Origin of the sequence: Kocuria sp. LUK (assembly GCF_021012935.1) — a bacterium.
Taxonomy (GTDB): domain Bacteria; phylum Actinomycetota; class Actinomycetes; order Actinomycetales; family Micrococcaceae; genus Kocuria; species Kocuria flava.
In genome coordinates this window covers 412,819-435,589 of record NZ_JAJMZI010000001.1, presented here as the reverse complement: position 1 = coordinate 435,589, position 22,771 = coordinate 412,819, and the positions used below count along the sequence as shown (strand labels likewise).

Annotated in this window: 15 protein-coding genes; 10 read left to right on the top strand and 5 right to left on the bottom strand. The window is 76.5% G+C overall.

The genetic code is table 11. The features are described from left to right. Positions 1-10: 10 nt before the first annotated feature. The 5 genes from LQU92_RS02015 to LQU92_RS01995 are packed head-to-tail and all read right to left on the bottom strand — an operon-like array spanning position 11 to position 8,670. Positions 11-3,469 (bottom strand): DUF3376 domain-containing protein, encoded by a 3,459-nt coding sequence (locus tag LQU92_RS02015; protein ID WP_230660324.1) that lies wholly within the window; start codon positions 3,467-3,469, stop codon positions 11-13. Positions 3,470-3,521: 52 nt separating this feature from the next. Then, positions 3,522-4,820 carry a glycosyltransferase gene (locus LQU92_RS02010; RefSeq protein WP_230660322.1) on the bottom strand — a complete coding sequence of 433 codons (1,299 nt, stop codon included), beginning with the start codon at positions 4,818-4,820 and terminating at the stop codon, positions 3,522-3,524. After that, entirely contained in the window at positions 4,817-6,985 is a 2,169-nt protein-coding gene (locus LQU92_RS02005; RefSeq protein WP_230660319.1) for a glycosyltransferase, read from the bottom strand. The genes LQU92_RS02010 and LQU92_RS02005 overlap by 4 nt, the downstream gene beginning before the upstream one ends. A gap of 9 nt (positions 6,986-6,994) precedes the next feature. Further along, positions 6,995-8,014: a bile acid:sodium symporter family protein gene (locus LQU92_RS02000; protein ID WP_230660316.1), complete on the bottom strand. Its 1,020-nt coding sequence runs from the start codon at positions 8,012-8,014 to the stop codon at positions 6,995-6,997. Continuing rightward, complete coding sequence (locus LQU92_RS01995; protein WP_230660313.1) at positions 8,011-8,670, bottom strand: MBL fold metallo-hydrolase; 660 nt, start codon at positions 8,668-8,670, stop codon at positions 8,011-8,013. The genes LQU92_RS02000 and LQU92_RS01995 overlap by 4 nt, the downstream gene beginning before the upstream one ends. A gap of 293 nt (positions 8,671-8,963) precedes the next feature. On the opposite strand from LQU92_RS01995, the gene LQU92_RS01990 reads away from it, so the two are divergent. The 10 genes from LQU92_RS01990 to pgk all read left to right on the top strand — a co-directional run bounded on the left by LQU92_RS01990 (position 8,964) and on the right by pgk (position 22,760). Beyond that, entirely contained in the window at positions 8,964-9,521 is a 558-nt protein-coding gene (locus LQU92_RS01990; protein ID WP_101852451.1) for a MarR family winged helix-turn-helix transcriptional regulator, read from the top strand. After that, on the top strand, positions 9,518-11,251 hold the full coding sequence (locus LQU92_RS01985; protein WP_101852450.1) for an MDR family MFS transporter: 1,734 nt from the start codon (positions 9,518-9,520) through the stop codon (positions 11,249-11,251). The genes LQU92_RS01990 and LQU92_RS01985 overlap by 4 nt, the downstream gene beginning before the upstream one ends. A 137-nt stretch (positions 11,252-11,388) precedes the next feature. Further along, a complete protein-coding gene (gene uvrA, locus LQU92_RS01980) occupies positions 11,389-14,310 on the top strand; it encodes an excinuclease ABC subunit UvrA (RefSeq protein WP_101853162.1) in 2,922 nt (973 codons plus the stop codon). Next, on the top strand, positions 14,307-15,002 hold the full coding sequence (locus LQU92_RS01975; protein WP_230660310.1) for an HAD hydrolase-like protein: 696 nt from the start codon (positions 14,307-14,309) through the stop codon (positions 15,000-15,002). Before uvrA ends, LQU92_RS01975 begins: the two co-directional genes overlap by 4 nt. Before the next feature lie 14 nt (positions 15,003-15,016). Then, a complete protein-coding gene (gene uvrC / locus LQU92_RS01970) occupies positions 15,017-17,071 on the top strand; it encodes an excinuclease ABC subunit UvrC (protein WP_230660307.1) in 2,055 nt (684 codons plus the stop codon). 100 nt (positions 17,072-17,171) lie between these two features. Continuing rightward, a complete protein-coding gene (gene rapZ, locus LQU92_RS01965) occupies positions 17,172-18,098 on the top strand; it encodes an RNase adapter RapZ (protein WP_058858664.1) in 927 nt (308 codons plus the stop codon). 31 nt (positions 18,099-18,129) lie between these two features. After that, the gene (yvcK, locus tag LQU92_RS01960) at positions 18,130-19,191 is read left to right on the top strand and encodes a uridine diphosphate-N-acetylglucosamine-binding protein YvcK (RefSeq protein ID WP_101852448.1); all 1,062 of its coding nucleotides are present in this window, start codon (positions 18,130-18,132) and stop codon (positions 19,189-19,191) included. A gap of 73 nt (positions 19,192-19,264) precedes the next feature. Beyond that, a complete protein-coding gene (whiA, locus tag LQU92_RS01955) occupies positions 19,265-20,302 on the top strand; it encodes a DNA-binding protein WhiA (RefSeq protein WP_230660304.1) in 1,038 nt (345 codons plus the stop codon). Positions 20,303-20,503: 201 nt separating this feature from the next. Continuing rightward, the gene (gene gap / locus LQU92_RS01950; protein WP_230660301.1) at positions 20,504-21,508 is read left to right on the top strand and encodes a type I glyceraldehyde-3-phosphate dehydrogenase; all 1,005 of its coding nucleotides are present in this window, start codon (positions 20,504-20,506) and stop codon (positions 21,506-21,508) included. 28 nt (positions 21,509-21,536) lie between these two features. After that, a complete protein-coding gene (pgk, locus tag LQU92_RS01945) occupies positions 21,537-22,760 on the top strand; it encodes a phosphoglycerate kinase (protein WP_230660299.1) in 1,224 nt (407 codons plus the stop codon). Positions 22,761-22,771: the final 11 nt, after the last annotated feature.

Below are 22,771 nucleotides of genomic sequence, written 5' to 3'. Positions count from 1 at the left end.
CGCCCCCAGCCTATCCGCCGCCGGTGCCCGCGGGACCGGGCCGCAGCTCCTCCTCCGCCGCCCACGGGCGCAGCATCCGCTCCGTGGGGACCCACCACAGCAGCGCGGCCCAGGTCAGCGCACCGGCGGCCGTCACCGCCGGCCCCGGCAGGGGCGCCCAGGCCCACGCGGCGCCGGCGAGCGCGGCGCCGGCAGCCAGCGCCACGGCCGGGGCCGGGCGCAGGAACCCGGTGAGCACGAGCAGCCCGACCGCGGTCAGCGCCAGGGCCGCGGGCGCCCCGGGCGGCAGGACGGGCGGCGGCACGGGGACGAGGGCGGCGGGGACCCACAGGGCCACGGCGGCGAGGACGACGACGCCGGCCCGCACCGGCTCGTCCGGGGCGCCCTCCGGCGGCAGCCGCAGCAGCAGGGCCGCCGCGGTGCGCTCGGCCGCCACGGCCCCGCCCAGCAGCACGAGCACGAGCGTGCCGTGGCCGTGGACCGCGGCGGCGGCGGCCGGCAGCAGCAGGGCCACCGCGGCCGCCGCGAGGACCCCGGCCCGGCGGGCGGCGCGCGACCGGGCCGCCGCCACGACGGCCGGGGGCACGGGGCCGGGCACCGGGCGGGAGTCGGCGGGCCCGCGGGCCCCCGGAGCAGCGGGAGCGCCGCCGGCCCCGCGGGCGCTCGCCGTGCCGGGCGGGCTCCCGGCCGGGGGCACCGTCCCAGGCGGCCGGGGGCCGGCGGCGAGGGCCCCGGCGCGGGCACGGACCCGGGACCACCGGTGCCGGCCCCGGCGCGCGGAGCGCACCAGCGAGACCGCGAGCACGGCGGCGGCGGCCGCGACGAGACCGGTCCACCCCGGGGCGGGCCCGCCCCCGGGGGCGGCCGCGAGCCCGAGCCCGGCGGCACCGGCCACCAGGGCCGCGGCGGCCCGCACGGGGGTCAGCAGCAGCGGGGCGAGCACGAGCAGCGGACCCAGCACGAACAGTCCCGCCTCCCACACGGCCCGGGGCAGGTCCGGGGTGCCGGCGAGGGCGCGCCCGAGCACCCGCAGCCCGCGCGAGGCCAGGCCGGTCCGGTAGCCGGGGGCGAGCCGCCCGAGTCCGTCGGCCCCGCCGGCGGGGAGGCCGCCCGCCCCGCCCGGGGCGCCGCCGTCCCGGGCGGCGACCAGGGCCTCCTGCAGGGCCCGGTGGTCGCGCACGGCGGCGGGGTCCGCGGCGGGCGGGCCGAGCACGGGGCCCTCGGCGCCGTCCGGGCCCCGGGCGCTGAGACGGGCCAGGAACCCCGCGGCCCCGGCGGCGGCGTCGAGGCGGCCCCACCACCAGTCGTCGGCCCGCCAGGCGGCGGCGAGGAAGCCCTGGAAGTTCAGCAGCCCCGTGCCGGCGAGCTTCGCCGCGGCGGGCACGCGCCCGGGGACGGGGCGGAGCAGCCGGTCCAGCTCCTCGTCGGTGGGCTCCGGGGCGTGCAGGGCCTGCTGCAGGCGCTCGCGCCCGGCGGCGCGCTCGAGGCCGGCGGCGGCGGGTCCCGGGGCGGGCGGCTGGTCGCCGCGGACCTCCCCGTAGGCGATGCGGGAGACGGCCCCCGGCACCCCGGCCGCGGCCAGGGCCGGGGGCAGGTCCCGGGCGGCCAGGGGCGCCGGCGGGGCGGGCAGGCGGCTCCACGGCGTGACCGCCCAGGCCTGCGCCCACGCGGGCCGGTCCGCGTCCGGCGGGGCGGGGCGCCAGGTGCGCAGGGCGGCGACGGCGGCGTCGAGCACGTCCCACCCCTCGGCGGGACCGCCCGGGCGCCACCACGCGGCCACGGCCTCGGTCACCGGGGCGCCGGGGGCGGCGGTGGCGGCCAGGACGTCGCGCAGCAGCCGGTCCTGGGCGTGGACGGCCCCGGCCAGGACCGCATAGGCGTCCGCGCGCACGGCCCCCAGGTCGAGCCCGGCGGGCACCGGCGGCGGGTCCTGAGGATCCAGGGCCACGTCCTCGAGCGCGCGCACCCAGGCGAGGACGGCCGCGGCGGCGTCGGCCAGGGCGGCCGGGCCCTCGAGCACGGCCCGGGCCGCGGGGTCGTCCAGGGGTCCGTGCGCGAGCTCCTCCGCCCGCCGCACCAGCGCCGTGCCCAGCGGCTCCAGCTCGGCGGGGGTGCGGGCGCGCACCGCCGAGCGCTCCGGCAGGCTCGAGCGCAGCTGCCACCGGGCCGGGCGGGTCAGGACCCGCACCAGCAGCCGCGCGTCCGTGCGGGCCCGGTGGCGCAGGTGCGCCCGGGCCCGCTCCTCGAGCGCGGCGGGGTCCCAGCGCTCCAGCAGCGGCGCCAGCTGGTGCAGACGGCTGCGGGCCACCCGCTGGCCGGCGAGCCAGTCGGCCAGGGCGAGGACCTCGTCCTGGCCGGTCTCGCGCCGCCGCAGCCGGGTCAGGGTCGCGGCGAGGGTGCGGGCGAGCCGCGGCAGGTCGAGGTCGCGGGCGGGCGGGGCCGGCCGGGCCGGCGGGTCCGGGTCGAGGTAGAGCAGGCAGCGGTCGGCGTGGCGCAGGGACCGGCGGGTGCGGGCGGCCTCGAGGGCCCGGTCGACGGGGACGTTGTCGAAGACCCCGCCGTCGATCACCCGGTAGGCCCCCAGCCGGGGGTCGCGGTGGGCGGAGAACGCGTGGGTGAGGTCGGGGCGGGGCAGCCGGCGCAGCGGGCCCGGCGTCGGCGCCGACCACACCGCGGCCGGCTCGAAGGCGCCCGGGAAGGACGCCGTCGCGCGGGCGGCGTAGGCCAGGCGGGACAGGGCCGCGGCGGGCGCGGCGGCATCGTCGGGCGCGGTCCCCGGGCGGGCCGGGACGGTGCTCCCGGGCGGGGGAGCGGGGGCCCCGGGGGTGGGGGTGGTGAAGCGGAAGCCGGCCCGGCCCTCGGCGGCCGCCCCGGGGGCGGCCGGGTCGCCGTCGAGGACCGTGGCCGAGAGCTCGACCGTGACGTGCTCGGCGACCAGGTCGGGGTGGCCGGGCCCCGTGTGCACCGCGTGCAGGACGGACTCCAGCTCCGGCCACAGGTGCTCGTCGCCGCGCAGCAGCGAGTCCACGGGCCCCCGGCCCAGGGGCCGCAGCAGCCGGGAGAGGCCCGCACCCCGCTCCCACAGCCCGGCGAGGGCGTCGAGGCCGGCCCCGGAGCGCTGGGCGACCGCGTGCACCACGGCGTTGAGCCCTCCGGCGCTGGCCCCGGCCAGGACGTCGAACTCCACCCGGTCGTAGCCGGCCTCCGCCAGCAGTCGCGCGTAGACACCCGCCCGCCGGGTCAGCGACGGGCACGGGTCAGGACCCGGGTGCAGCAGGAACGCGTGCACCTGCCCGTCCGGGTCGCGGTGCAGCCGCAGCCGCCGCAGGACGTCGAGCTCGGCGAGGGCCCCGCCGATCCACACGGCGAGGCTGACCCCGCCGCGCAGGGCCAGGGCCACGCGCAGGGTCCGGCCCGTCGCCGCCGGGCGGCCCGCGACGGCCTCCGCGAGGGACCGGCCCGCGGGCACGACGCTCAGCCGGGGCGCCGCGCTGCCGGGTCCTGCTCCGGGCCCCGGGGCCTCAGCCGGCAAGGGCGGTGAAGGCCCGGTGCGGTCCGGGCCGGTGCGTCAGCTCGTCGCGCAGCTCCCGCAGCCGCCGGCCCCGGGCGGTGCCCGGGTCCAGCAGCGCGGCGACGGCGGTGCGGATCTGCCCGGCGTCCGCGGCGTTGGGGTCCAGCACGAGGCCGAGCCCGGCGTCCTCCACGGCGGCCGCGCCGGCGAACTGGTCCGTGGACAGGGGCAGCAGCAGCAGCGGGACCCCCGCGGTGAGCGCCTCGGTGACGCTGTTGTTGCCGCCGTGGGAGACGGCCGCGACCGCCTGCCGCAGCAGGGTGACCTGCGGCAGGGCCGGGCGCACGAGCCAGCCGTCGGGGACCGGGCCGAGGGCCTCGGGCGGGGTCGCCCCGGCGGCCAGGGCCACCCGGACCTCCAGCCCGCGCAGGGCCTCGGCCACCCGGGCCAGCACGTCCCCGCGCACGGAGAGGAAGCTGCCGAGGCTCACGTAGACGACCGGCGCCCCGGAGGCCGCGAGCCAGGCCTCGACCTCGGGGTCGGGGGCCTCCGCGCGCACGGCGGAGCCCAGGAAGGTGTGCCGCGGCAGGTGCTGCGTGCGGTGGGCGTCGTGCAGCTGCCCGGGGTAGTTGAGCAGGAGGTCCTCGCCGGTCTCGGCGAAGGCGTCCCCGCTCTCGGGCGCACCCGGGGCCAGCTGCTGCAGGGCCTCGTTCCACTGCGCGGTGAACTCGTCGCGCACCGCGCAGCACAGCCGGTGCAGGGCAGCGAGCTCGGCGGGCGCCGGGCGCAGCAGGCCCGGCCAGGCGGGCGGGTGGCCGTAGACCTCGTCCGCCACGGTCAGCGCCGAGGGGTGGCCCAGCACGACGTCGGCGTGGCGCACGCCCGCGGCGGTCAGCGCCAGCCGGGCCCCGAAGGCCAGGTGGTCGACGAGCACCCGGTCCGGGGCGGTCCGCGCCACGACCGCCTGCACCCGGCGGGCGGTGCCCAGCGGGTCCCACAGCAGGTCGTTGCGCCGGGCCCGGGCCTGGAAGGACAGGGTCTCGACCGGGCCGCGGCGGGTCGCCGCGAAGAACCCGCGCAGCAGGTCGTCCTCGCCCGGCGGCTGCTCCTCGGCGCGGATGACCCCCGGGTTCGAGCCGCGCCCCAGGGGCAGCAGCTCGACCTCGTAGCCGAAGCCCCGGGCGATCCCGGCCGTGGCCGGGCCCGTGGCCACGACCACCCGCTCCCCGGCATCGCGCCAGGCGGTGGCCAGGGTCGCGAGCGGGTACAGGTGGGAGGCGTAGTCGGGGCTGATCACGAGCAGGGTCACGGGGCCCTCCTTCCGCGGGCCGCGGCGGCCCGGTCGTAGACGGTCGTCAGGACCGCGGCCATCTCCTCGACGCTGAAGCGCTCGCGGACCGTGGCCGCCGCGGCCGCGGCGGCGCGCCCGGCCGTCGGCGCCGCGGCGAGGTCCAGGACCCGGCCGGCGGCCATGGCCAGGGCGGCGGGGTCCGCGGTGTCGGCGAGCACCCCGGTCACCCCGTCCGCCACGTAGGTCGCCGGCCCGCCGGAGCGCGGGGCCACCACGGGCAGCCCGGCGGCCAGCGCCTCGACGAGGGCGACGCCGAACTCCTCCTTGAGGCTCGCGCACACGTAGGCCCCGCACCCCGCGGCCAGGCCGGGCCGGCCGCGGCGGACCGCGGCCAGCCACACGGCGACCGTCCCGTGCGGGCGGTGCCCGGCGAGCAGCAGCCCGCCCGCGGCCGCCCGGTCCCGGGGCAGCACGGCGTCGATGCGCGCCAGCTGCTCCCGCTCGTCGGCCGAGGGGTCGGCGAGGTCGCCGCCCACGAGCAGGAGGTTGCAGCGGGCGCGCAGGTGCTCGTCCCCGGCCCACGCCTCGACGAGCGCCGCCGAGCCCTTGACCCGGTGCAGCCGCCCGACCGCCACGAGCAGCGGCAGTCCCCGGCGCTGCGGCGGGAGCGTCCCGAGGACCGCGTCGAGCGCCGCGAGCTCGGGGCCGGTGCCGGCCGCGGCCGTCTCGTCCGCCGCCGCGAGGACCGCCAGGTCGATGCCCTCGGGCACGGTGGTGGACCGGGCGGTGTCCGCGGGGCCCAGCCCCAGCAGCTCGCGGGCGTCGCGGGCGAGGTCGGGGCGGGGGAGGAGCACGAGCCGGGCGGCCCCGGCGGCGAGGTCGGCGAGCAGGCGCACCCGGAACCAGAGGTGCTCGGCGTGGTCCGCGGCGCCGAAGTTCTCCCGGTCCAGGGTGGCGGCGGCCTCCCGCGCCGCGATCAGGGCGTGGGGGTCCGGGGCCGCCGTGAGCACGGTGGGCACGCCGAGCTCGGCGGCCGCGGCCGCGGCGGCCAGCGACCCGACGTCGGCCATGCGCAGGTGCACCACGTCCACGGGCCCGGCCGCCCGCAGCAGCCGCCGCAGCCCCCGCTCGGCGGCGACCCGCCGCGGCCAGGCCTCGGCCAGCGCCACGGGCGGGCCGGGGAGGGGCACGGCGGTGAGGACGTGACCGGACCCGTATCCGGCGGCGGGGCGCGGGGCGTCGTGGGTGCCGCGGGAGACGGTCAGCACCCGGGACACGCCGCGGCCGCCGGGGGTGCGGCGTGCCGTGAGGGCGTCGCCGAGCTGGGCGAGCAGCGTCGCGATCCCGCCGTTGTCGCCCCGGCCGGAGAAGGTCAGGTCCCGGTCGATCTCGGCGTGCAGGAACACCTGCAGGACCGTGAGCCCGTCGCCGGGTCCGGGCAGCGCGGGCGGGCCGGCCAGGACCGTGCGCGCCACGGCCGCCGTGGACCCCGTGCCGCGGGCGCAGCGGGCGGCGAGCGCCGGCAGCTCCGGCACCCCCGCGGGGTCGTCCTCGTGCCGGTCGGCGAGGGCGTCCAGGGCGGCGGCGCGCACGGCGTCGTCCTGCGCCGCGTCCCCGGCCAGGCCGAGCAGCAGCTCGGCGGGGGCCCGGCCGGGGACGAGGCCGGCGGTCTCGGTCAGGCGGGCCCGGGCGGCGGACGCCGCCGTCCGGTCCAGCTCCCGGGCGAGGGCGGCGAGCACGGCCTCCGGGGCGGCGGGGGCCCAGGCCTGGAGGGTGCGCTGGGCCAGCATGCCGGGGAAGCCGCCGGCCGCCACGAGCTCCGTCAGCGGGACGAGGGCGGGCTCGAGCGGGTGCCGCTCGGCCAGGCGCCACGCGGTGTGCTCGCGCACCCAGGGGCGGGGGTCGCCGAGCAGGCCGGCCAGGGCGGCGTCCGCCCTGGGGCCGGGGACGGCGGCCAGCCCGTGCACGGCGGCCAGCACGGCGAGCTGGTCCGGTTCCGCCGCGGCGAGCGCCGCGCTCAGCACGGGCAGGGCCTCCCGGGGGTGCCGGCGGGCGAGGGCGACGAGACGGTCGGTGCGGCGGATGCCGGCGAGGAGCGTCGGGGCCGTCCGGACGGCCGCGAGCGCGGACCTGCACCGCGAGCCTGCGTCGGCGTCCGGGGCGCAGGGCGCGGGGGAGGTCATGGGGTCACGCTAGCCGAGGTCGGCGGGGTGCCCGGGCGGGCGGGGCGGATTCCCAGCATCCTGTGAGCCGGTGGCGCGGCGGGCGTCGGCGCGGCGGCACAGCAGGGCGAACACGGCGCCGGAGAGGTTGTGCCACACCGAGAAGACCGCCCCGGGCAGGGCCGCGAGCGGGTTCAGGTACTGGGCGGCCAGCCCGGCGGCGAGCCCCGAGTTCTGCATCCCGACCTCCACGGCCAGGGTGCGCCGGACGGGCACGGACCGGCGGGTGAGCACGCCCACGAGGTGGCCGAGGGCCGTGCCGAGGACGTTGTGCAGGGCCACGGCGGCCAGCACGAGCAGTCCCGCCCCGGCGATCCGGTCGGCGCTGCCGGCGACCACGACCGCCACGATCACCGCGATCGCGGCGACCGAGACCCAGGGCAGGGCGGGCAGCGCCCGGGCGACGAGCCGGGGCAGCAGCAGCCGCACGGCCAGGCCGACGACGACGGGCAGCAGCACGATCCGGGTGATGGACCCGGCCATCGCGGCGCCGTCGACGGGCAGGTACTGCCCGGCCAGCCACAGCGTCAGCAGGGGGGTGAGCACCGGGGCCAGCAGCGTGGAGACCGTGGTCATCGCCACCGACAGCGCCACGTCCCCGCGGGCCAGGTAGGCGACCACGTTGGAGGCCGTGCCCCCGGGGGCGGCACCGACCAGGATCACGCCCGCCGCCAGCTCCGGCGGCAGCCGCAGGGCGAGGGCCACGGCCAGGGCGAGCAGCGGCATGAGGCCGTACTGGGCGGCCACGCCCAGGGCCACGGGCAGGGGGCGCCGGGCCACGAGGGCGAGGTCGGCCGGGCGCAGGGTCAGGCCCATGCCGAACATCACGAGCCCGAGCAGCGGGTTGACCCATCCCGAGAGCCCGGCGGCCCCGGGGGCGAGGAAGCCCGCCAGCCCGCCGGCGAGCACGAGCGCCGGGAAGAGCAGGACCGCGGCGTGGGCGCCCCGCTCGGGCGCCGCCGCCGCGGTCGCGGATCCCCGTCCGGTCACCACCCGCGGGCGCGCCACTCGTCCAGGTGCGGGCGCTCGGCGCCCAGCGTCGTGGGCCGGCCGTGCCCGGGGTGGACCACGGTGTCGTCGTCGAAGCGGTCGAAGATCCGCTCGGTCACGTCGGTGATCAGCTGCCGGAAGTCCTCGGGGCTGTTCGTCTTCCCGACCCCGCCCGGGAACAGGGAGTCGCCGGAGAAGATGTGGGCCGGGCCCTCGGGGTCCCGGTAGACCAGGGCGATGGACCCGGGGGTGTGGCCCCGCAGCCCGATCACCTCGAGGTCGAAGCCGTCGAGCTCGGCGGTGTCGCCGTCCTCGAAGGTGACGTCCATGGGCACGGCGATGTCGGCCTCGTCCTCGGCGCCGCAGGCGGTCATCGCCTCGGACCGGGAGCGGACCTCCTCGAGGGCGCGCACGTGGTCCCAGTGCGAGTGGGTCGTGACGATGAGCTGGAGGTTGCCGTAGGACGCCGAGCAGTCGCCGCAGCCGGCGCCGACCAGACCGGCGATGGCGCGGGCGTCGTCGGCGGCGTCGATGAGGACCTGGGTGCCCTCCTTCTTGGAGGTGAGCAGGTAGACGTTGTTGTCCATCTCCCCGACCGAGATCCTGCGGACGGTGACCTCCGCGAGGTCGATGACCTCCGTCTTGGTTGCGATCATGCGCCCCAGGCTACTCAGGGTCCTCCCAGCGAGCCAGTCGGGCGGTCCCGCCCCGCCGCGGCGCGCCGGGAGGGGGCCGTGCGGGCCGCGGTGGGATCCCTCACACCGGGCCCCGGAGGGCCCCCGCGGCCTTGTGCCCGCCGGACCCGGACCGTAAAGTTGCGTGCAGCAACGAAACATCCGGGCACCCGGACCCACCCCGCCGCGTCGGCGCCGACGCGGGCCCCGCAGTGCGGGGACGTGCGGTCCGGGTGCCCGTCGTCGTCCCCGCCGCCGTCCCGAGGAGGAACCCCGTGCCCGTCTCGCACGAGACCGCCGTCGAGCTGGTGCGCGACCTGCTGGAGCTGCAGCGCGTGATGCGCCGCGTCACCAAGGTCGAGCCCGGCCGCCGCCGGCTGAGCCCGACCTCGGTCGGGCTGCTGTCCTACCTGACCGGCACGGGACCCCGGCGCGCGACCGTCATGGCCGCCGAGACCGGCCTTGGCCCCTCCGGGCTGAGCCGGCAGCTGGCCGGGCTCGAGGAGGCCGGGCTCGTCGAGCGCACCCCCGACCCCGAGGACGGGCGCGCCGCCCTGGTCGCCATCACGGACCACGGCCGCGACGAGGTGCGCGCCGCCGTCGAGCTCGACGCCCAGCGCCTGGCCGAGCGCCTGGCCGGCTGGGACGAGGACCGCGCCCGGTCCAGCCGCGGCGCCATCAACGAGATCACCACCGTGTTCCTCGACTCCCTCGGCGTCGAGCGCACCACCTCCTGCCGCGGCGGCCACGAGCCGCCCGGCGGGGCGGGCCCCGCCGGGGCCCCCGAGGACCGACCGCAGCACGACGAGCACGAGGAGCAGACCGCACGATGACGTCCCAGCACCCGACCACCGCCCCGGGCGGGGGCACCGGCGCCTCGCACCGGGACGTCCTGCGCGCCCTGACGGCGATCCTGTCCGTGTTCTTCATGGCGATGGTCACCCTCACGATCATCGGCACGGCCCTGCCCGTGATCATGGCCGACCTCGACGGCGACCAGACCTCCCTGGCCTGGACGGTCACCGGCACCCTGCTCGCCAACGCCGCGACCACGCCGATCTGGGGCAAGTTCGCCGACCTGTTCGACAAGAAGCGCCTGCTGCAGCTGGCCATCGTGATCTTCGTGCTCGGCTCCGGCATGGCCGGGCTGGCCCCGAACGTCGAGTTCCTCGTCCTGGCCCGCGTGGTCCAGGGCGTGGCCATGGGCGGGATCATGGCCCTGGCCATGACGATCATGGGCACGATCATCCCGCCGCGCGAGCGCGGCCGCTACGCCGGGTACATGGGCGCCGTGATGGCCGTGGCCACCTCCGCGGGCCCGCTGCTGGGCGGGCTGATCGTGGACCTCTTCGGCTGGCGCTGGGTCTTCCTCATCCCCGCGCCCCTGGCCGTGCTGGCCGCCGTGCTCGTCCAGCGCACCCTGCAGCTGCCCCCGCAGCAGAAGCGCCGCCCGCGCATCGACTGGCCGGGCATCGTCCTGCTGCTGGTGGCCTCGACCTCCCTGCTGCTGTGGGTCTCCCTGGCCGGCAAGCCCGGCATGTTCGCCTGGGCCTCGGCGACCTCGGCCGCCCTCGTGGGCACCGGCCTGGCCGCCACCGTGGCCTTCGTGCTCGTCGAGCGCCGGGCGGCCGAGCCGGTCGTGCCCATCCGCGTGGTCACCGAGCGCACCACCGCGCTCGCGATCGTCGCCGCCGTGGCCACCGGCGGGGCGATGTTCGCCTCGACCACCTACCTGGGCCAGTACTTCCAGCTCGGCCAGGGCTACACGCCCACCATGGCCGGGGTGCTCATGCTCCCGCAGGTCCTCGGCTCGCTCGTGGGCGCGACCGTGGCCGGGCAGCTGATCACCCGCTACGGGCGCTGGAAGATCGTGCTCGTGGTGGCCGCGGTGCTGATGTCCGCCGGGCTGTTCCTGGCCGCGACCATCGGCCACGACACCCCCGTGGCGCTCGTCGGCGCCTACATCCTGCTCATCGGCACCGGCATCGGCGCGCTGAACCAGAACCTCGTGCTGGCCGTGCAGAACACCGTGGGGCTGAAGGACATGGGCGCGGCGTCGTCCTCGGTCGCGTTCTTCCGCACGATGGGCGGGGCCGTGGCCGTCTCCGCGTTCGGGGCGCTGCTGAGCTCCCACCTCTCCGGCGCCCTCGCGGCCGAGGCCCGCGCCGGCAGCGCCGCCGCCGCCTCGGCCGACGCCTCGGAGATGGACCTCGCCGCCCTGCCCCCGTCGGTCGCGCGCGTCGTGCAGGAGGCCTACGGCTCGGGCACCGCGCTGATCTTCCTCGTGGCCGCCGTCGCGTCCCTGTTCACGCTGGCCGCCGTGCTGCTCATCAAGGAGGTGCCCCTGCGGCGCACGGTCGACATCGTGGAGGTCGACCCGCACACCGGCCAGGTGCGCGTGGTCACCCGCAGCCTCGACGCCCGGGAGGTGCGCCGGCGCCGGTCCGCGGCGGCCGGGGACGGCACCCGGGCCGGCCACGGCGGCGCCCCGGCCGGCGGACCCGACGGGCGCCCCGCCCGGGAGCGCGAGGACACCTCGACCGGGCCCCTGGACCGCCTGTGAAGCCGCCCACCCGGCAGGCCCGGATGTCCGGGCCCGGTACTACAGTGGACCGCGTGTCCGAACCCATCCCCGCGTCCACCCTGGTCCTGAACGACTCGTCGCCCGAGGAGCGCCCCGCCGCCGGCGAGCTGCCCGCCGTGCCGTCCCCGGCGGCGGCCCCGCGCGCCGGCGGCCGGTCCGACCTGACCGAGATCGTCGTGCAGGGCGCCCGCGAGCACAACCTGCACGACGTCTCGCTGACCGTCCCGCGCGACGCCATGGTCGTGTTCACGGGCCTGTCCGGGTCCGGGAAGTCCTCCCTGGCCTTCGACACCATCTTCGCCGAGGGCCAGCGCCGCTACGTCGAGTCCCTGTCCTCCTACGCCCGGATGTTCCTGGGCCGGGTGGACAAGCCCGACGTCGACTTCATCGAGGGCCTGTCCCCGGCGGTGTCCATCGACCAGAAGTCGACCTCCCGCAACCCCCGCTCGACCGTCGGGACGATCACCGAGATCTACGACTACATGCGCCTGCTGTGGGCGCGCATCGGCCGGCCCCACTGCCCCGAGTGCGGGGAGCCCATCGAGCGCCAGACCCCGCAGCAGATCGTCGACCAGCTGCTGGAGATGCCGGAGCGCACCCGCTTCCAGGTCCTCGCCCCGGTCGTGCGCGAGCGCAAGGGCGAGTTCGCCGACCTCTTCCAGGAGCTCTCCGCCAAGGGCTTCTCCCGGGCCACCGTGGACGGGGAGACCGTCCAGCTCGCCGACCCGCCGAAGCTGAAGAAGCAGTACAAGCACACCATCGAGGTCGTCGTGGACCGCCTCGTGGTCAAGGACGGCATCCGCCAGCGCCTGACCGACTCGGTCGAGACCGCACTGGGCCTCGCCGAGGGCCGCGTCGTCGTCGAGCTCGTCCCGCGCACGGACGAGGAGATCGCCCACCCGCTCGAGCTGCGCCGGCCCTTCTCCGAGAACCTGGCCTGCCCCAACGAGCACCCCCTGCAGGCCGACGAGATCGAGCCCCGCTCCTTCTCCTTCAACGCCCCCTTCGGCGCGTGCCCCGAGTGCGACGGCATCGGCTCCCGGCTGGAGGTCGACGAGCAGCTCGTGGTGCCCGACCCGGACCTGAGCCTCGTCGAGGGCGCGATCGCCCCGTGGTCGCTGGGCAAGGCCACCAGCGACTACTGGAACCGGCTGCTGGCCGGGCTCGGCGAGGAGCTCGGCTTCGACCTCGTCACCCCGTGGCACAGGCTGCCGGCCAAGGCGCGCCGGGCGATCCTCGACGGCAAGGACTACGAGGTCACCGTCGCCTACCGCAACCGCTTCGGCCGCGAGCGCCGCTACACCCAGGGCTTCGAGGGCGTGGTGGGCTACATCAAGCGCAAGCACGCCGAGACCGAGTCGGACTCCGCCAAGGACCGCTACGAGCAGTACATGCGCCAGGTGCCCTGCCCCGCCTGCGACGGCGCCCGGCTGAACCCGACCATGCTCGCCGTGACCGTGGGCGGGAAGAACATCGCCGAGACCACGCGGATGCCCATGCGCGAGGCCCAGGAGTTCTTCCGCGACCTGCGCCTGAGCGCCCGCGACGCGCAGATCGGCGACCAGGTGCTGCGGGAGATCCAGGCGCGCCTGACCTTCCTCGTGGACGTGGGCCTGGACTACCTCAACCTGGAGCGCGCCGCCGCGACGCTCTCCGGCGGCGAGGCCCAGCGCATCCGCCTGGCCACCCAGATCGGCGCCGGGCTGGTCGGGGTGCTCTACGTCCTCGACGAGCCCTCCATCGGCCTGCACCAGCGGGACAACCGCCGGCTGATCGAGACCCTGACCAAGCTGCGGGACATGGGCAACACCCTCATCGTCGTCGAGCACGACGAGGACACGATCCGCGAGGCCGACTGGGTCGTCGACGTCGGCCCCGGCGCCGGCGAGCACGGCGGGCGGATCGTGCACTCGGGCACCTACGAGCAGCTGCTGGCCAACGAGGCCTCGCTGACCGCCGACTACCTCTCGGGGCGGCGCTCCATCGCCGTGCCGGCCGCGCGCCGGCCGGTGGACCGCAAGCGGATGCTCAAGGTCGTGGGCGCGCGCGAGAACAACCTGCGCAACCTCGACGTCTCCTTCCCCCTGGGCGTGCTCACCGCCGTCACGGGGGTCTCCGGGTCGGGGAAGTCCACGCTGGTCAACGACATCCTCTACACCGCCCTGGCCAACAAGCTCAACGGCGCGAAGCAGGTGCCCGGCCGGCACAAGCGCATCGACGGCGTGGACCAGCTCGACAAGGTCGTGCACGTGGACCAGAGCCCCATCGGGCGCACCCCGCGGTCCAACCCCGCGACCTACACCGGGGTCTTCGACCACGTTCGCAAGCTCTTCGCGGAGACCCCCGAGGCGAAGGTGCGCGGCTACCAGCCCGGCCGCTTCTCCTTCAACGTCAAGGGCGGGCGCTGCGAGGCGTGCACCGGCGACGGCACGATCAAGATCGAGATGAACTTCCTGCCCGACGTCTACGTCCCCTGCGAGGTGTGCAAGGGCGCCCGGTACAACCGGGAGACGCTCGAGGTCCACTACAAGGGCCGCACGATCGCCGAGGTCCTGGACATGCCGATCGAGGAGGCCGCGGAGTTCTTCAAGGCCTTCGGCCCGATCGCCCGCCACCTCAACACGCTCGTGGACGTCGGCCTGGGCTACGTGCGGCTGGGCCAGCCGGCCACGACCCTCTCCGGCGGCGAGGCCCAGCGCGTGAAGCTGGCCGCGGAGCTGCAGAAGCGCTCCAACGGCCGGTCGATCTACGTGCTGGACGAGCCGACCACGGGCCTGCACTTCGAGGACATCCGCAAGCTGCTGCTCGTGCTGCAGGGCCTCGTGGACAAGGGCAACACCGTGATGACCATCGAGCACAACCTGGACGTCATCAAGTCCGCCGACTGGATCGTCGACCTCGGTCCCGACGGCGGCTCGGGCGGCGGACAGGTCGTGGCCGAGGGCACCCCGGAGCAGGTCGCCGCCCACCCGGACAGCCACACCGGCCGCTTCCTGGCCGAGATCCTGGGCACGGCCCCCGTCGGGAGCGCCCGGTGAGCGCCCCGGTGGTCCTGTGGGACCTCGACGGCACGCTGCTGGATCCCGCCGGGGCGATCACCGGCGGGATCGCCCGGGCCCTGGCCGAGCACGGCCACGCCGTGCCCGAGGACCTGCGCCGGTTCGTGGGCCCGCCCGTGGGCGTGTCCCTGCGCGCCTTCACCGACGTCCCGGAGGAGCGGATCCCCGAGGTCGTGGCCACCTACCGGGCCCGGTACCGCACGGAGGGCATCGAGCAGACCCGGGTCTACCCCGGGGTGAGCGAGCTGCTCGGGAGCCTCCACGGTGCCGGGGTCCGCATGGCCGTGGCCACCCAGAAGCCCGAGCCCACGGCCGAGCTGCTCGTGGCCCGCTTCGGCCTCGACCGCTGGGTCGAGACGGTCTCCGGGGCCGCCGACGACGCCGCGGCCGTCCCGCGCGAGGGCCTGGCCCACGACAAGCCCGCGATCATCGGCGAGGCCCTGCGCCGGCTCGGCGTGCACGCCCCGGACCCGGCCCGCACGGTGATGGTCGGGGACCGCCGCTACGACGCCGAGGGCGCCGCCGCCCACGGCCTCGACTGCCTCGGCGTGGCCTGGGGCTTCGCCGACGAGGACGAGCTCGGCAGCTGTTTCGCCGCCGTGGCCCGCGACGCCGCCCAGCTGGCGGGGCTGCTCGCCGGCTACACGAGCCCGGCCCCCGCGGGCCGCTGAGGGAGGACCGGACCGTGGCCGATCCGGCGACCTACCGACCCGCCCGCCAGGACATCCCCACCGACCCGGGGGTCTACCGCTTCCGCGACGAGCACGGGCGCGTGATCTACGTGGGCAAGGCGAAGAACCTGCGCAACCGGCTCAGCTCCTACTTCGCGCCCCTGCACGCCCTCAGCCCCAAGACCCGCGCCATGGTCACCACCGCCGCGGGCGTGGAGTGGACCGTGGTCGGCAGCGAGCTGGAGTCCCTGCAGCTCGAGTACACCTGGATCAAGCAGTTCCGGCCCCGGTTCAACATCGCCTACCGCGACGACAAGTCCTACCCCTATCTCGCCGTGACGATGGGGGAGAAGGTCCCCCGGGCCCAGGTGGTGCGCGGGGAGAAGAAGAAGGGCCACCGCTACTTCGGCCCCTACTCCCAGGCCTGGGCGATCCGCGAGACCCTCGACGCCCTGCTGCGCGTGTTCCCGGTGCGCACCTGCTCGAAGGGCGTCTACCGGCGCGCGGAGCAGTCCGGGCGCCCGTGCCTGCTCGGCTACATCGACAAGTGCTCCGCCCCGTGCGTGGGCCGGATCTCCGCCGAGGACCACTACGCCCTGGCCGAGGACCTGTGCCGGTTCATGGCCGGGCAGGCCACGCCGTTCCTCAAGGAGCTGCAGCGGCAGATGCAGGAGGCCGCCGCGGCCATGGACTTCGAGACCGCCGCCGCGCGCCGGGACGACATCGCCGCGCTCGAGAAGGCGTTCGAGCGCAACGCCGTGGTGCTCTCCGACTCCACGGACGCCGACTTCTTCGCCCTGGCCGAGGACGAGCTCGAGGCCGCCGTGCAGGTCTTCCACGTGCGCGGCGGGCGCATCCGCGGCCAGCGCGGGTGGGTGACCGAGAAGGTCGAGGAGGCCGACGGCGGGCGGCTGCTCGAGCAGCTGCTCGAGCAGGTCTACGGCGAGACCGCCGCCGAGGCCGCCGAGTCCACCGCCCTCGCGGCCGCCGCCGCGCCCCCGGAGCGCGGCTCCAAGCACCGGCCGGCCGCCGAGCTGGCCTACCGCGAGGACGCGATCCCGCGCACCGTGCTGCTCTCCGAGCCCGCCGACAACGCGGACCGGCTCGAGGAGTGGCTCTCGGGGCTGCGCGGCTCCCGTGTCCACCTGGCCGTGCCCCAGCGGGGGGAGAAGGCCCACCTGATGGAGACCGTCCGGGAGAACGCCCGGCAGGCGCTGAAGCTGCACAAGTCCCGGCGGGCGGGGGACCTCACCACCCGCTCGGCCTCCCTGCAGGAGCTGCAGGAGGCCCTCGGCATCCCCGTGCCCCTGATGCGCATCGAGTGCTACGACATCTCCCACGTCCAGGGCACCAACGTCGTCGCCTCGATGGTCGTCTTCGAGGACGGGCTGCCCCGCAAGGCCGAGTACCGGAAGTTCTCCGTCACCGGCGAGGCCGCCCGCGACGACACCGCCTCCATGTACGACGTCATCTCCCGCCGGTTCCGCCGCCACCTGGCGGAGCAGGCCGAGCGGGAGGCCGGCGGCCCCCGCACCGGCGCGGTCGACGCCGCGGCGGAGGTCCCCGAGCGGGCCCGGTTCGCCTATCCGCCCAGCCTCGTCGTCGTCGACGGCGGGCCGCCGCAGGTGGCCGCCGCCGCCCGCGCCCTGGCCGACCTCGGCGTCGACGACGTCCACGTCGTGGGCCTGGCCAAGCGCCTCGAGGAGGTGTGGGTGCCCGGCGACGACTTCCCGGTGATCCTGCCGCGCGCGAGCCAGGGGCTGTACCTGCTCCAGCGGATCCGGGACGAGGCCCACCGCTTCGCGATCACCTTCCACCGCCGGAAGCGCTCCGCGGCGATGACCGTCTCCGCGCTCGACGGCCTGCCGGGGGTGGGCCCCGCCAAGCAGAAGGCGCTGCTGAAGCACTTCGGCTCAGTGCGCAGGCTGCGGGCGGCGCGCGTGGAGGAGATCGAGGAGGTCCCCGGCTTCGGGCGCACCCTCGCCGAGAAGGTCGCCGCCGCCCTCCGGGACCAGGGCCGGGACACCGCCCCCGCGGTCAACACGACCACCGGCGAGGTGCTCTCCTGAGCGGGGTCCCGGCCCGATAGGCTGGCCGGGGAGCGCCGGCGGCCGCGGGCGGGAACGGACGAGACGGGCCCGGGACGGCTTCCCGGGGAACGGAGAGGCGATGATCGAGGCAACGACCGGCCCGGACGGCGGCACCGACGCGGTGCCGGCGGCCGCCCCGCCGGCCGGCTCCGAGCTGCTCGTGGTCACGGGCATGTCCGGGGCCGGCCGCAGCACCGCCGCCAACGCCCTGGAGGACCTCGGCTGGTACGTGGTGGACAACCTGCCCCCGCAGATGCTGCACACCCTCGCCGACCTCGTCGCCCGCACCCCGCAGGCGCTGCCGCGGCTGGCGGTGGTCATCGACGTGCGGGGCAAGGCCCTGTTCAACGACATGAAGGAGACCCTCGCCGCGCTCGAGGCCTCCGACGTCGACTTCTCCGTGCTCTTCCTCGACGCCTCCGACGAGGTGCTCGTCTCCCGCTACGAGCACCAGCGCCGCCCCCACCCCCTGCAGGCCGGCGGGCGGATCCTCGACGGCATCCGCGCCGAGCGCGCCCTGCTCAAGGACCTGCGCGAGTCCGCCGACGTCGTGCTCGACACCTCCGGCTTCAACGTCCACGCCCTCTCGCGGGCCGTCGCCGACCTGTTCGCCACCGACGGGCCCGTGGTGCTGCGCCTGACCGTGCTCAGCTTCGGCTTCAAGTACGGGGTGCCCGCCGACGCCAACTTCGTCGCGGACGTGCGCTTCATCCCCAACCCGCACTGGGTCCCGGCGCTGCGCCCGCGCACCGGGCAGGACGCCGAGGTGCGCGACTACGTGTTCCGCGAGGAGGGCCCGCAACAGTTCGTCGAGCGCTTCGTCGCGATGCTCGAGCCCGTGTTCGCGGGGTACCGTACCGAGAACAAGCACTACGCCACCGTCGCGATCGGCTGCACGGGCGGGAAGCACCGCTCGGTGGCCGTCAGCGAGGAGGTGGCCCGCAGGCTCGCCAAGCTGCCGCTCGTGACGGTCAACATCCAGCACCGGGACATGGGCCGGGAGTGACCGGCGGACCCCCACCCGCATTGGACCCTCGATGACCGCTTCCCCCACCGGCGCGTTCCCCCGGCTGCCCCTCGGCAGCGGCGCCGACGCCGACCCGCACCACTCGCCCGACGCCGCCGCCCGCCGCCCCGGGGGCGGGCGCCCCTCCGTGGTGGCCCTCGGCGGCGGGCACGGGCTCTCGGCGAACCTCGCGGCGCTGCGCCGCATCACCCCGGCGGTCACCGCCGTGGTCACCGTCGCCGACGACGGCGGGTCCTCCGGCCGGCTGCGCGACGAGCTCGGGGTCCTGCCCCCGGGGGACCTGCGGATGGCCCTGGCCGCCCTGTGCGACGACTCCGAGTGGGGCCGGACCTGGCGCGACGTCATGCAGCACCGCTTCTCCTCCACCGCCGAGCGGCCCACGGGCCTGGACCACCACGCCCTGGGCAACCTGCTCATCGTCGGGCTGTGGGAGCTGCTGGGGGACCCGGTGGCCGGGCTCGAATGGGCAGGGGCCCTGCTCGGGGCCCGCGGGCGGGTCCTGCCCATGTCCACCGTGCCGCTGGTCATCGAGGGTGACGTCCCGGAGCCCGCCCCCGGCGGGGGCCCCACCCCGACCCTGCGCACGATCACCGGGCAGGCCCACCTGGCCAAGCAGGCGGACGTGTGCAACGTCCGGCTCGTGCCCGCCGACGCCCCCGCCTGCCCCGAGGCCGTCGGGGCCGTGGGCGCGGCCGACTGGGTCGTGCTCGGGCCCGGCTCCTGGCACACCTCCGTGCTGCCCCACCTGCTGCTGCCCGGGCTGCGGGAGGCGATCTGCACGGCCCCCGGCCGGCGGTGCGTGACCCTCAACCTCTCCCCGGACACCGAGACCCGCGGCAAGACCGCCGCCGACCACCTGCGGGTGCTCCAGGCCTACTGCCCCGAGCTGACCCTCGACGTGGTCCTCGCCGACCCGTCGGCGACCGAGGACCGCGGCGACCTCGAGCGGGTCGCCGCCGGCCTGGGCGCGGCGGTCCACTACGCCGACGTCCGGGCGAGCCCCGGCACCGGCGTGCACAACTCCCTCAAGCTCGCGGCCGCCTACCAGGAGATCCTCGAGCGCCACCGCTGAGCACCACCGCCGGGCACCGGCCCGCCGGCACCGCCCGGCACCCCCACCCCACCCCACACCGGAAAGGAACCGCGTGGCCCTGACGTCATCGGTCAAGGAAGAACTGTCCCGCCTCGAGGTCAAGAAGTCCTCGGAGCGGCGGGCCGAGCTCTCGGCGCTGCTGCGCTTCGCCGGGGGGCTGCACATCGTCGCCGGCCGGATCGAGGTCGAGGCGGAGGTCGACTCCGGGGCCACGGCCCGGCGGGTGCGCCGCACCATCGCCGAGGTCTTCGGCCACGACAGCGAGCTCGTGGTGGTCTCCGGCGGCGGCCTGCGCCGCGGCAGCTCCTACGTGGTGCGCGTGGGCCGCGACGGCGAGGCCCTCGCCCGCCAGACCGGTCTGCTCGACGGCCGCGGCCGGCCCGTGCGCGGTCTGCCGCCGGCGGTCGTCAACGGGGCGGTGGCCGACGCCGCGGCCGTGCTGCGCGGGGCGTTCCTCGCCCACGGCTCGCTCACCGAGCCCGGGCGCTCGGCCGCCATGGAGTTCACCTGCCCGGGCCCGGAGGCCGCGCTCGCCCTCGTGGGCGCCGCCCGCCGGCTCGGGGTCCTGGCCAAGGCGCGGGAGGTGCGCGGGGCCGACCGCGTGGTCGTGCGCGACGGCGACGCGATCGCGGCGCTGCTGACCCGGATGGGCGCCCACCGCACGCTGCTGCAGTGGGAGGACCGCCGGATGCGCAAGGAGGTCCGGGCCACGGCCAACCGCCTCGCCAACTTCGACGACGCCAACCTGCGCCGCTCCGCCCAGGCGGCGGTGGCCGCCGGGGCCCGCGTCGAGCGAGCCCTCGAGATCCTGGGCGACGAGGTCCCCGAGCACCTGCGGCAGGCCGGGGAGCTGAGGCTGTCCAACAAGCAGGCCAGCCTCGACGAGCTGGGCCGGCTGGCCGACCCGCCGCTGACCAAGGACGCCGTCGCCGGACGGATCCGGCGGCTGCTCGCGATGGCCGACCGCCGGGCCGAGGAGCTCGGCGTGCCGGGCACGGACGCGGCGGCCGAGACCGCCGCCGAGCGGGTCGAGCCGGCCCCCGCCGCGGCCGGTGAGCCCGCCGCCGGCCAGCCCGCCGGCGGTCGCTGAGCACGGCGGGACCGCCCCGGGCGGGCCCGCCTGCGCTTCCGTGGGTTCGCTGCCGGACTCGCCCGCGAATGTGGGTTTGTGTGGTTTCAGGGCTGAGGAGCCGAAAAAACTTTCACGACCCCAAGACAACCCATCGAATACCACGTAGACTGGAGCACAACAGCACCGAACTCCACACCGACCACAGCACAGGAGAACGCAGTGACCATTCGAGTGGGCATCAACGGCTTCGGACGCATCGGCCGCAACTTCCTCCGGGCGGTGCGCGAGCACGGCCAGAACGTCGAGGTCGTGGCCGTCAACGACCTCACGGACCCCAAGACCCTGGTCCACCTCTTCCGCTACGACTCCGTCCTCGGCCGCTACCCCGGCGAGGTCACCCTCGAGGACGACGTCATGACCGTGGACGGGCAGCAGGTCCGCTTCCTGGCCGAGCCCGACCCCGCCAAGCTGCCGTGGGGCGAGCTCGGCGTGGACGTGGTGGTGGAGTCCACCGGGCGCTTCACCAACGGCACCAAGGCGAAGGCGCACCTGGACGGCGGGGCGAAGAAGGTCGTCCTCTCCGCCCCGGGCAAGGAGATCGACGGCACCTTCGTGCCGGGCGTGAACCTGGACGCCTACGACGCCGCGTCGATGGACATCGTCTCGGCCGCCTCCTGCACCACCAACTGCCTCGCGCCCATGGCGAAGGTCCTCAACGACGCGTTCGGCATCGAGCGCGGCCTGATGACCACCATCCACGCCTACACCGCGGACCAGAACCTCCAGGACGGCCCGCACAAGGACCTCCGCCGCGCCCGCGCCGCCGCCCTGAACATGGTCCCCACCACCACCGGGGCCGCCGCCGCCGTGGGGCTCGTCCTCCCGGAGCTCAAGGGCAAGCTCGACGGCTTCGCGGTGCGCGTGCCCGTCCCGACCGGCTCGCTCGTGGACCTGACCTTCGAGGCGTCCGAGGACGTCACCGTCGAGGAGGTCAACGCCGCCATGAAGGCCGCCGCCGAGGGTCCCATGAAGGGCATCGTCAAGTACACCGAGGACCCGATCGTCTCCTCGGACATCCAGGGCGACGACATCTCCACGATCTTCGACGCGCCGCTGACCAAGGTCATCGACGGCCAGGTCAAGGTCATCGCGTGGTACGACAACGAGTGGGGCTACACGGTGCGCCTCGTCAACGTCGTCTCCCACGTCGCGTCGCAGCTCTGAGGCCCGGCACCCCGGTAGGGTGAGCGTCATGGCACATGCACTTGACGAACTGATCGCCGACGGCGTCGCCGGGCGCCGCGTCCTGGTCCGCTCGGACCTCAACGTCCCCCTGGACGGCGTCACGGTGACCGACGACGGCCGCGTCCGCGCGTCCCTGCCGGTCATCGAGAAGCTCGCCCGCGCGGGGGCCCGCGTGATCGTGATGGCCCACCTCGGCCGGCCCAAGGGCCAGGTGGACCCGAAGTACTCGATCGCCCCCGCCGGGCAGCGCCTGGCCGACCTGGCCGACGTCCCGGTGCGGATCGCCACCGACGTCGTCGGCCAGGACGCCCGGGACAAGGCCGAGGCCCTGGCCGACGGCGAGGTGCTGGTGCTCGAGAACGTGCGCTTCGACCCGCGCGAGACCTCGAAGGACGACGCCGAGCGCGGCGCCCTCGCCGACGAGCTGGCCGCCCTGACCGGCGAGAACGGCGCCTACGTGGACGACGCCTTCGGGGCGGTGCACCGCAAGCACGCCTCCGTCTACGACATCGCCCACCGGCTGCCCGCCTACCAGGGCGACCTCGTCCGGCGCGAGCTCGAGGTCCTCACCAAGGTCGTCCAGGACCCGGAGCGGCCCTTCGTCGTCGTGATGGGCGGGTCGAAGGTCTCGGACAAGCTCGCCGTGATCGACAACCTCATCGGCCGCGCCGACGCCCTGCTCATCGGCGGCGGCATGGTCTTCACCTTCCTCGCCGCCCAGGGCCACCGCGTCGGCGGGTCCCTGCTCGAGGAGGACCAGCTCGAGACCGTGAAGGGCTACCTCGAGCGGGCGGCCGACGCCGGCACCGAGATCGTCCTGCCCGTCGACGTCGTCTACGCGGAGCGCTTCGCGGCCGACGCCCCGCACGAGACCCGCCCCGTCGAGGACATCGTCGGCGGGCGGATCGGCGCCTCCGGCCTCGGCCTGGACATCGGGCCCGCCTCCGCGGCGCTGTTCGCCGACCGGATCAGGGCGGCCCGCACGGTGTTCTGGAACGGGCCCATGGGCGTGTTCGAGATGGACGCCTTCGCCGCCGGGACCCGCGCGGTCGCCGAGGCCATCGTCGCCTCGGAGGCCATGAGCGTGATCGGCGGCGGCGACTCCGCCTCCGCCGTGCGCAATCTCGGCTTCACCGACGAGCAGTTCGGCCACATCTCCACCGGCGGCGGCGCGTCGCTGGAGTTCATCGAGGGCAAGGAGCTGCCCGGCGTCGTCGCCCTCGGCGCCTGAGCACCACCACC

Coding starts and splice junctions, on each gene's coding strand:
- LQU92_RS02005 (WP_230660319.1), bottom strand. CDS start 6,985: ATGACCTCCCCCGCGCCCTGCGCCCCGGACGCCGACGCAGGCTCGCGG.
- LQU92_RS01995 (WP_230660313.1), bottom strand. CDS start 8,670: ATGATCGCAACCAAGACGGAGGTCATCGACCTCGCGGAGGTCACCGTC.
- LQU92_RS01985 (WP_101852450.1), top strand. CDS start 9,518: ATGACGTCCCAGCACCCGACCACCGCCCCGGGCGGGGGCACCGGCGCC.
- rapZ (WP_058858664.1), top strand. CDS start 17,172: ATGATCGAGGCAACGACCGGCCCGGACGGCGGCACCGACGCGGTGCCG.
- yvcK (WP_101852448.1), top strand. CDS start 18,130: ATGACCGCTTCCCCCACCGGCGCGTTCCCCCGGCTGCCCCTCGGCAGC.
- pgk (WP_230660299.1), top strand. CDS start 21,537: ATGGCACATGCACTTGACGAACTGATCGCCGACGGCGTCGCCGGGCGC.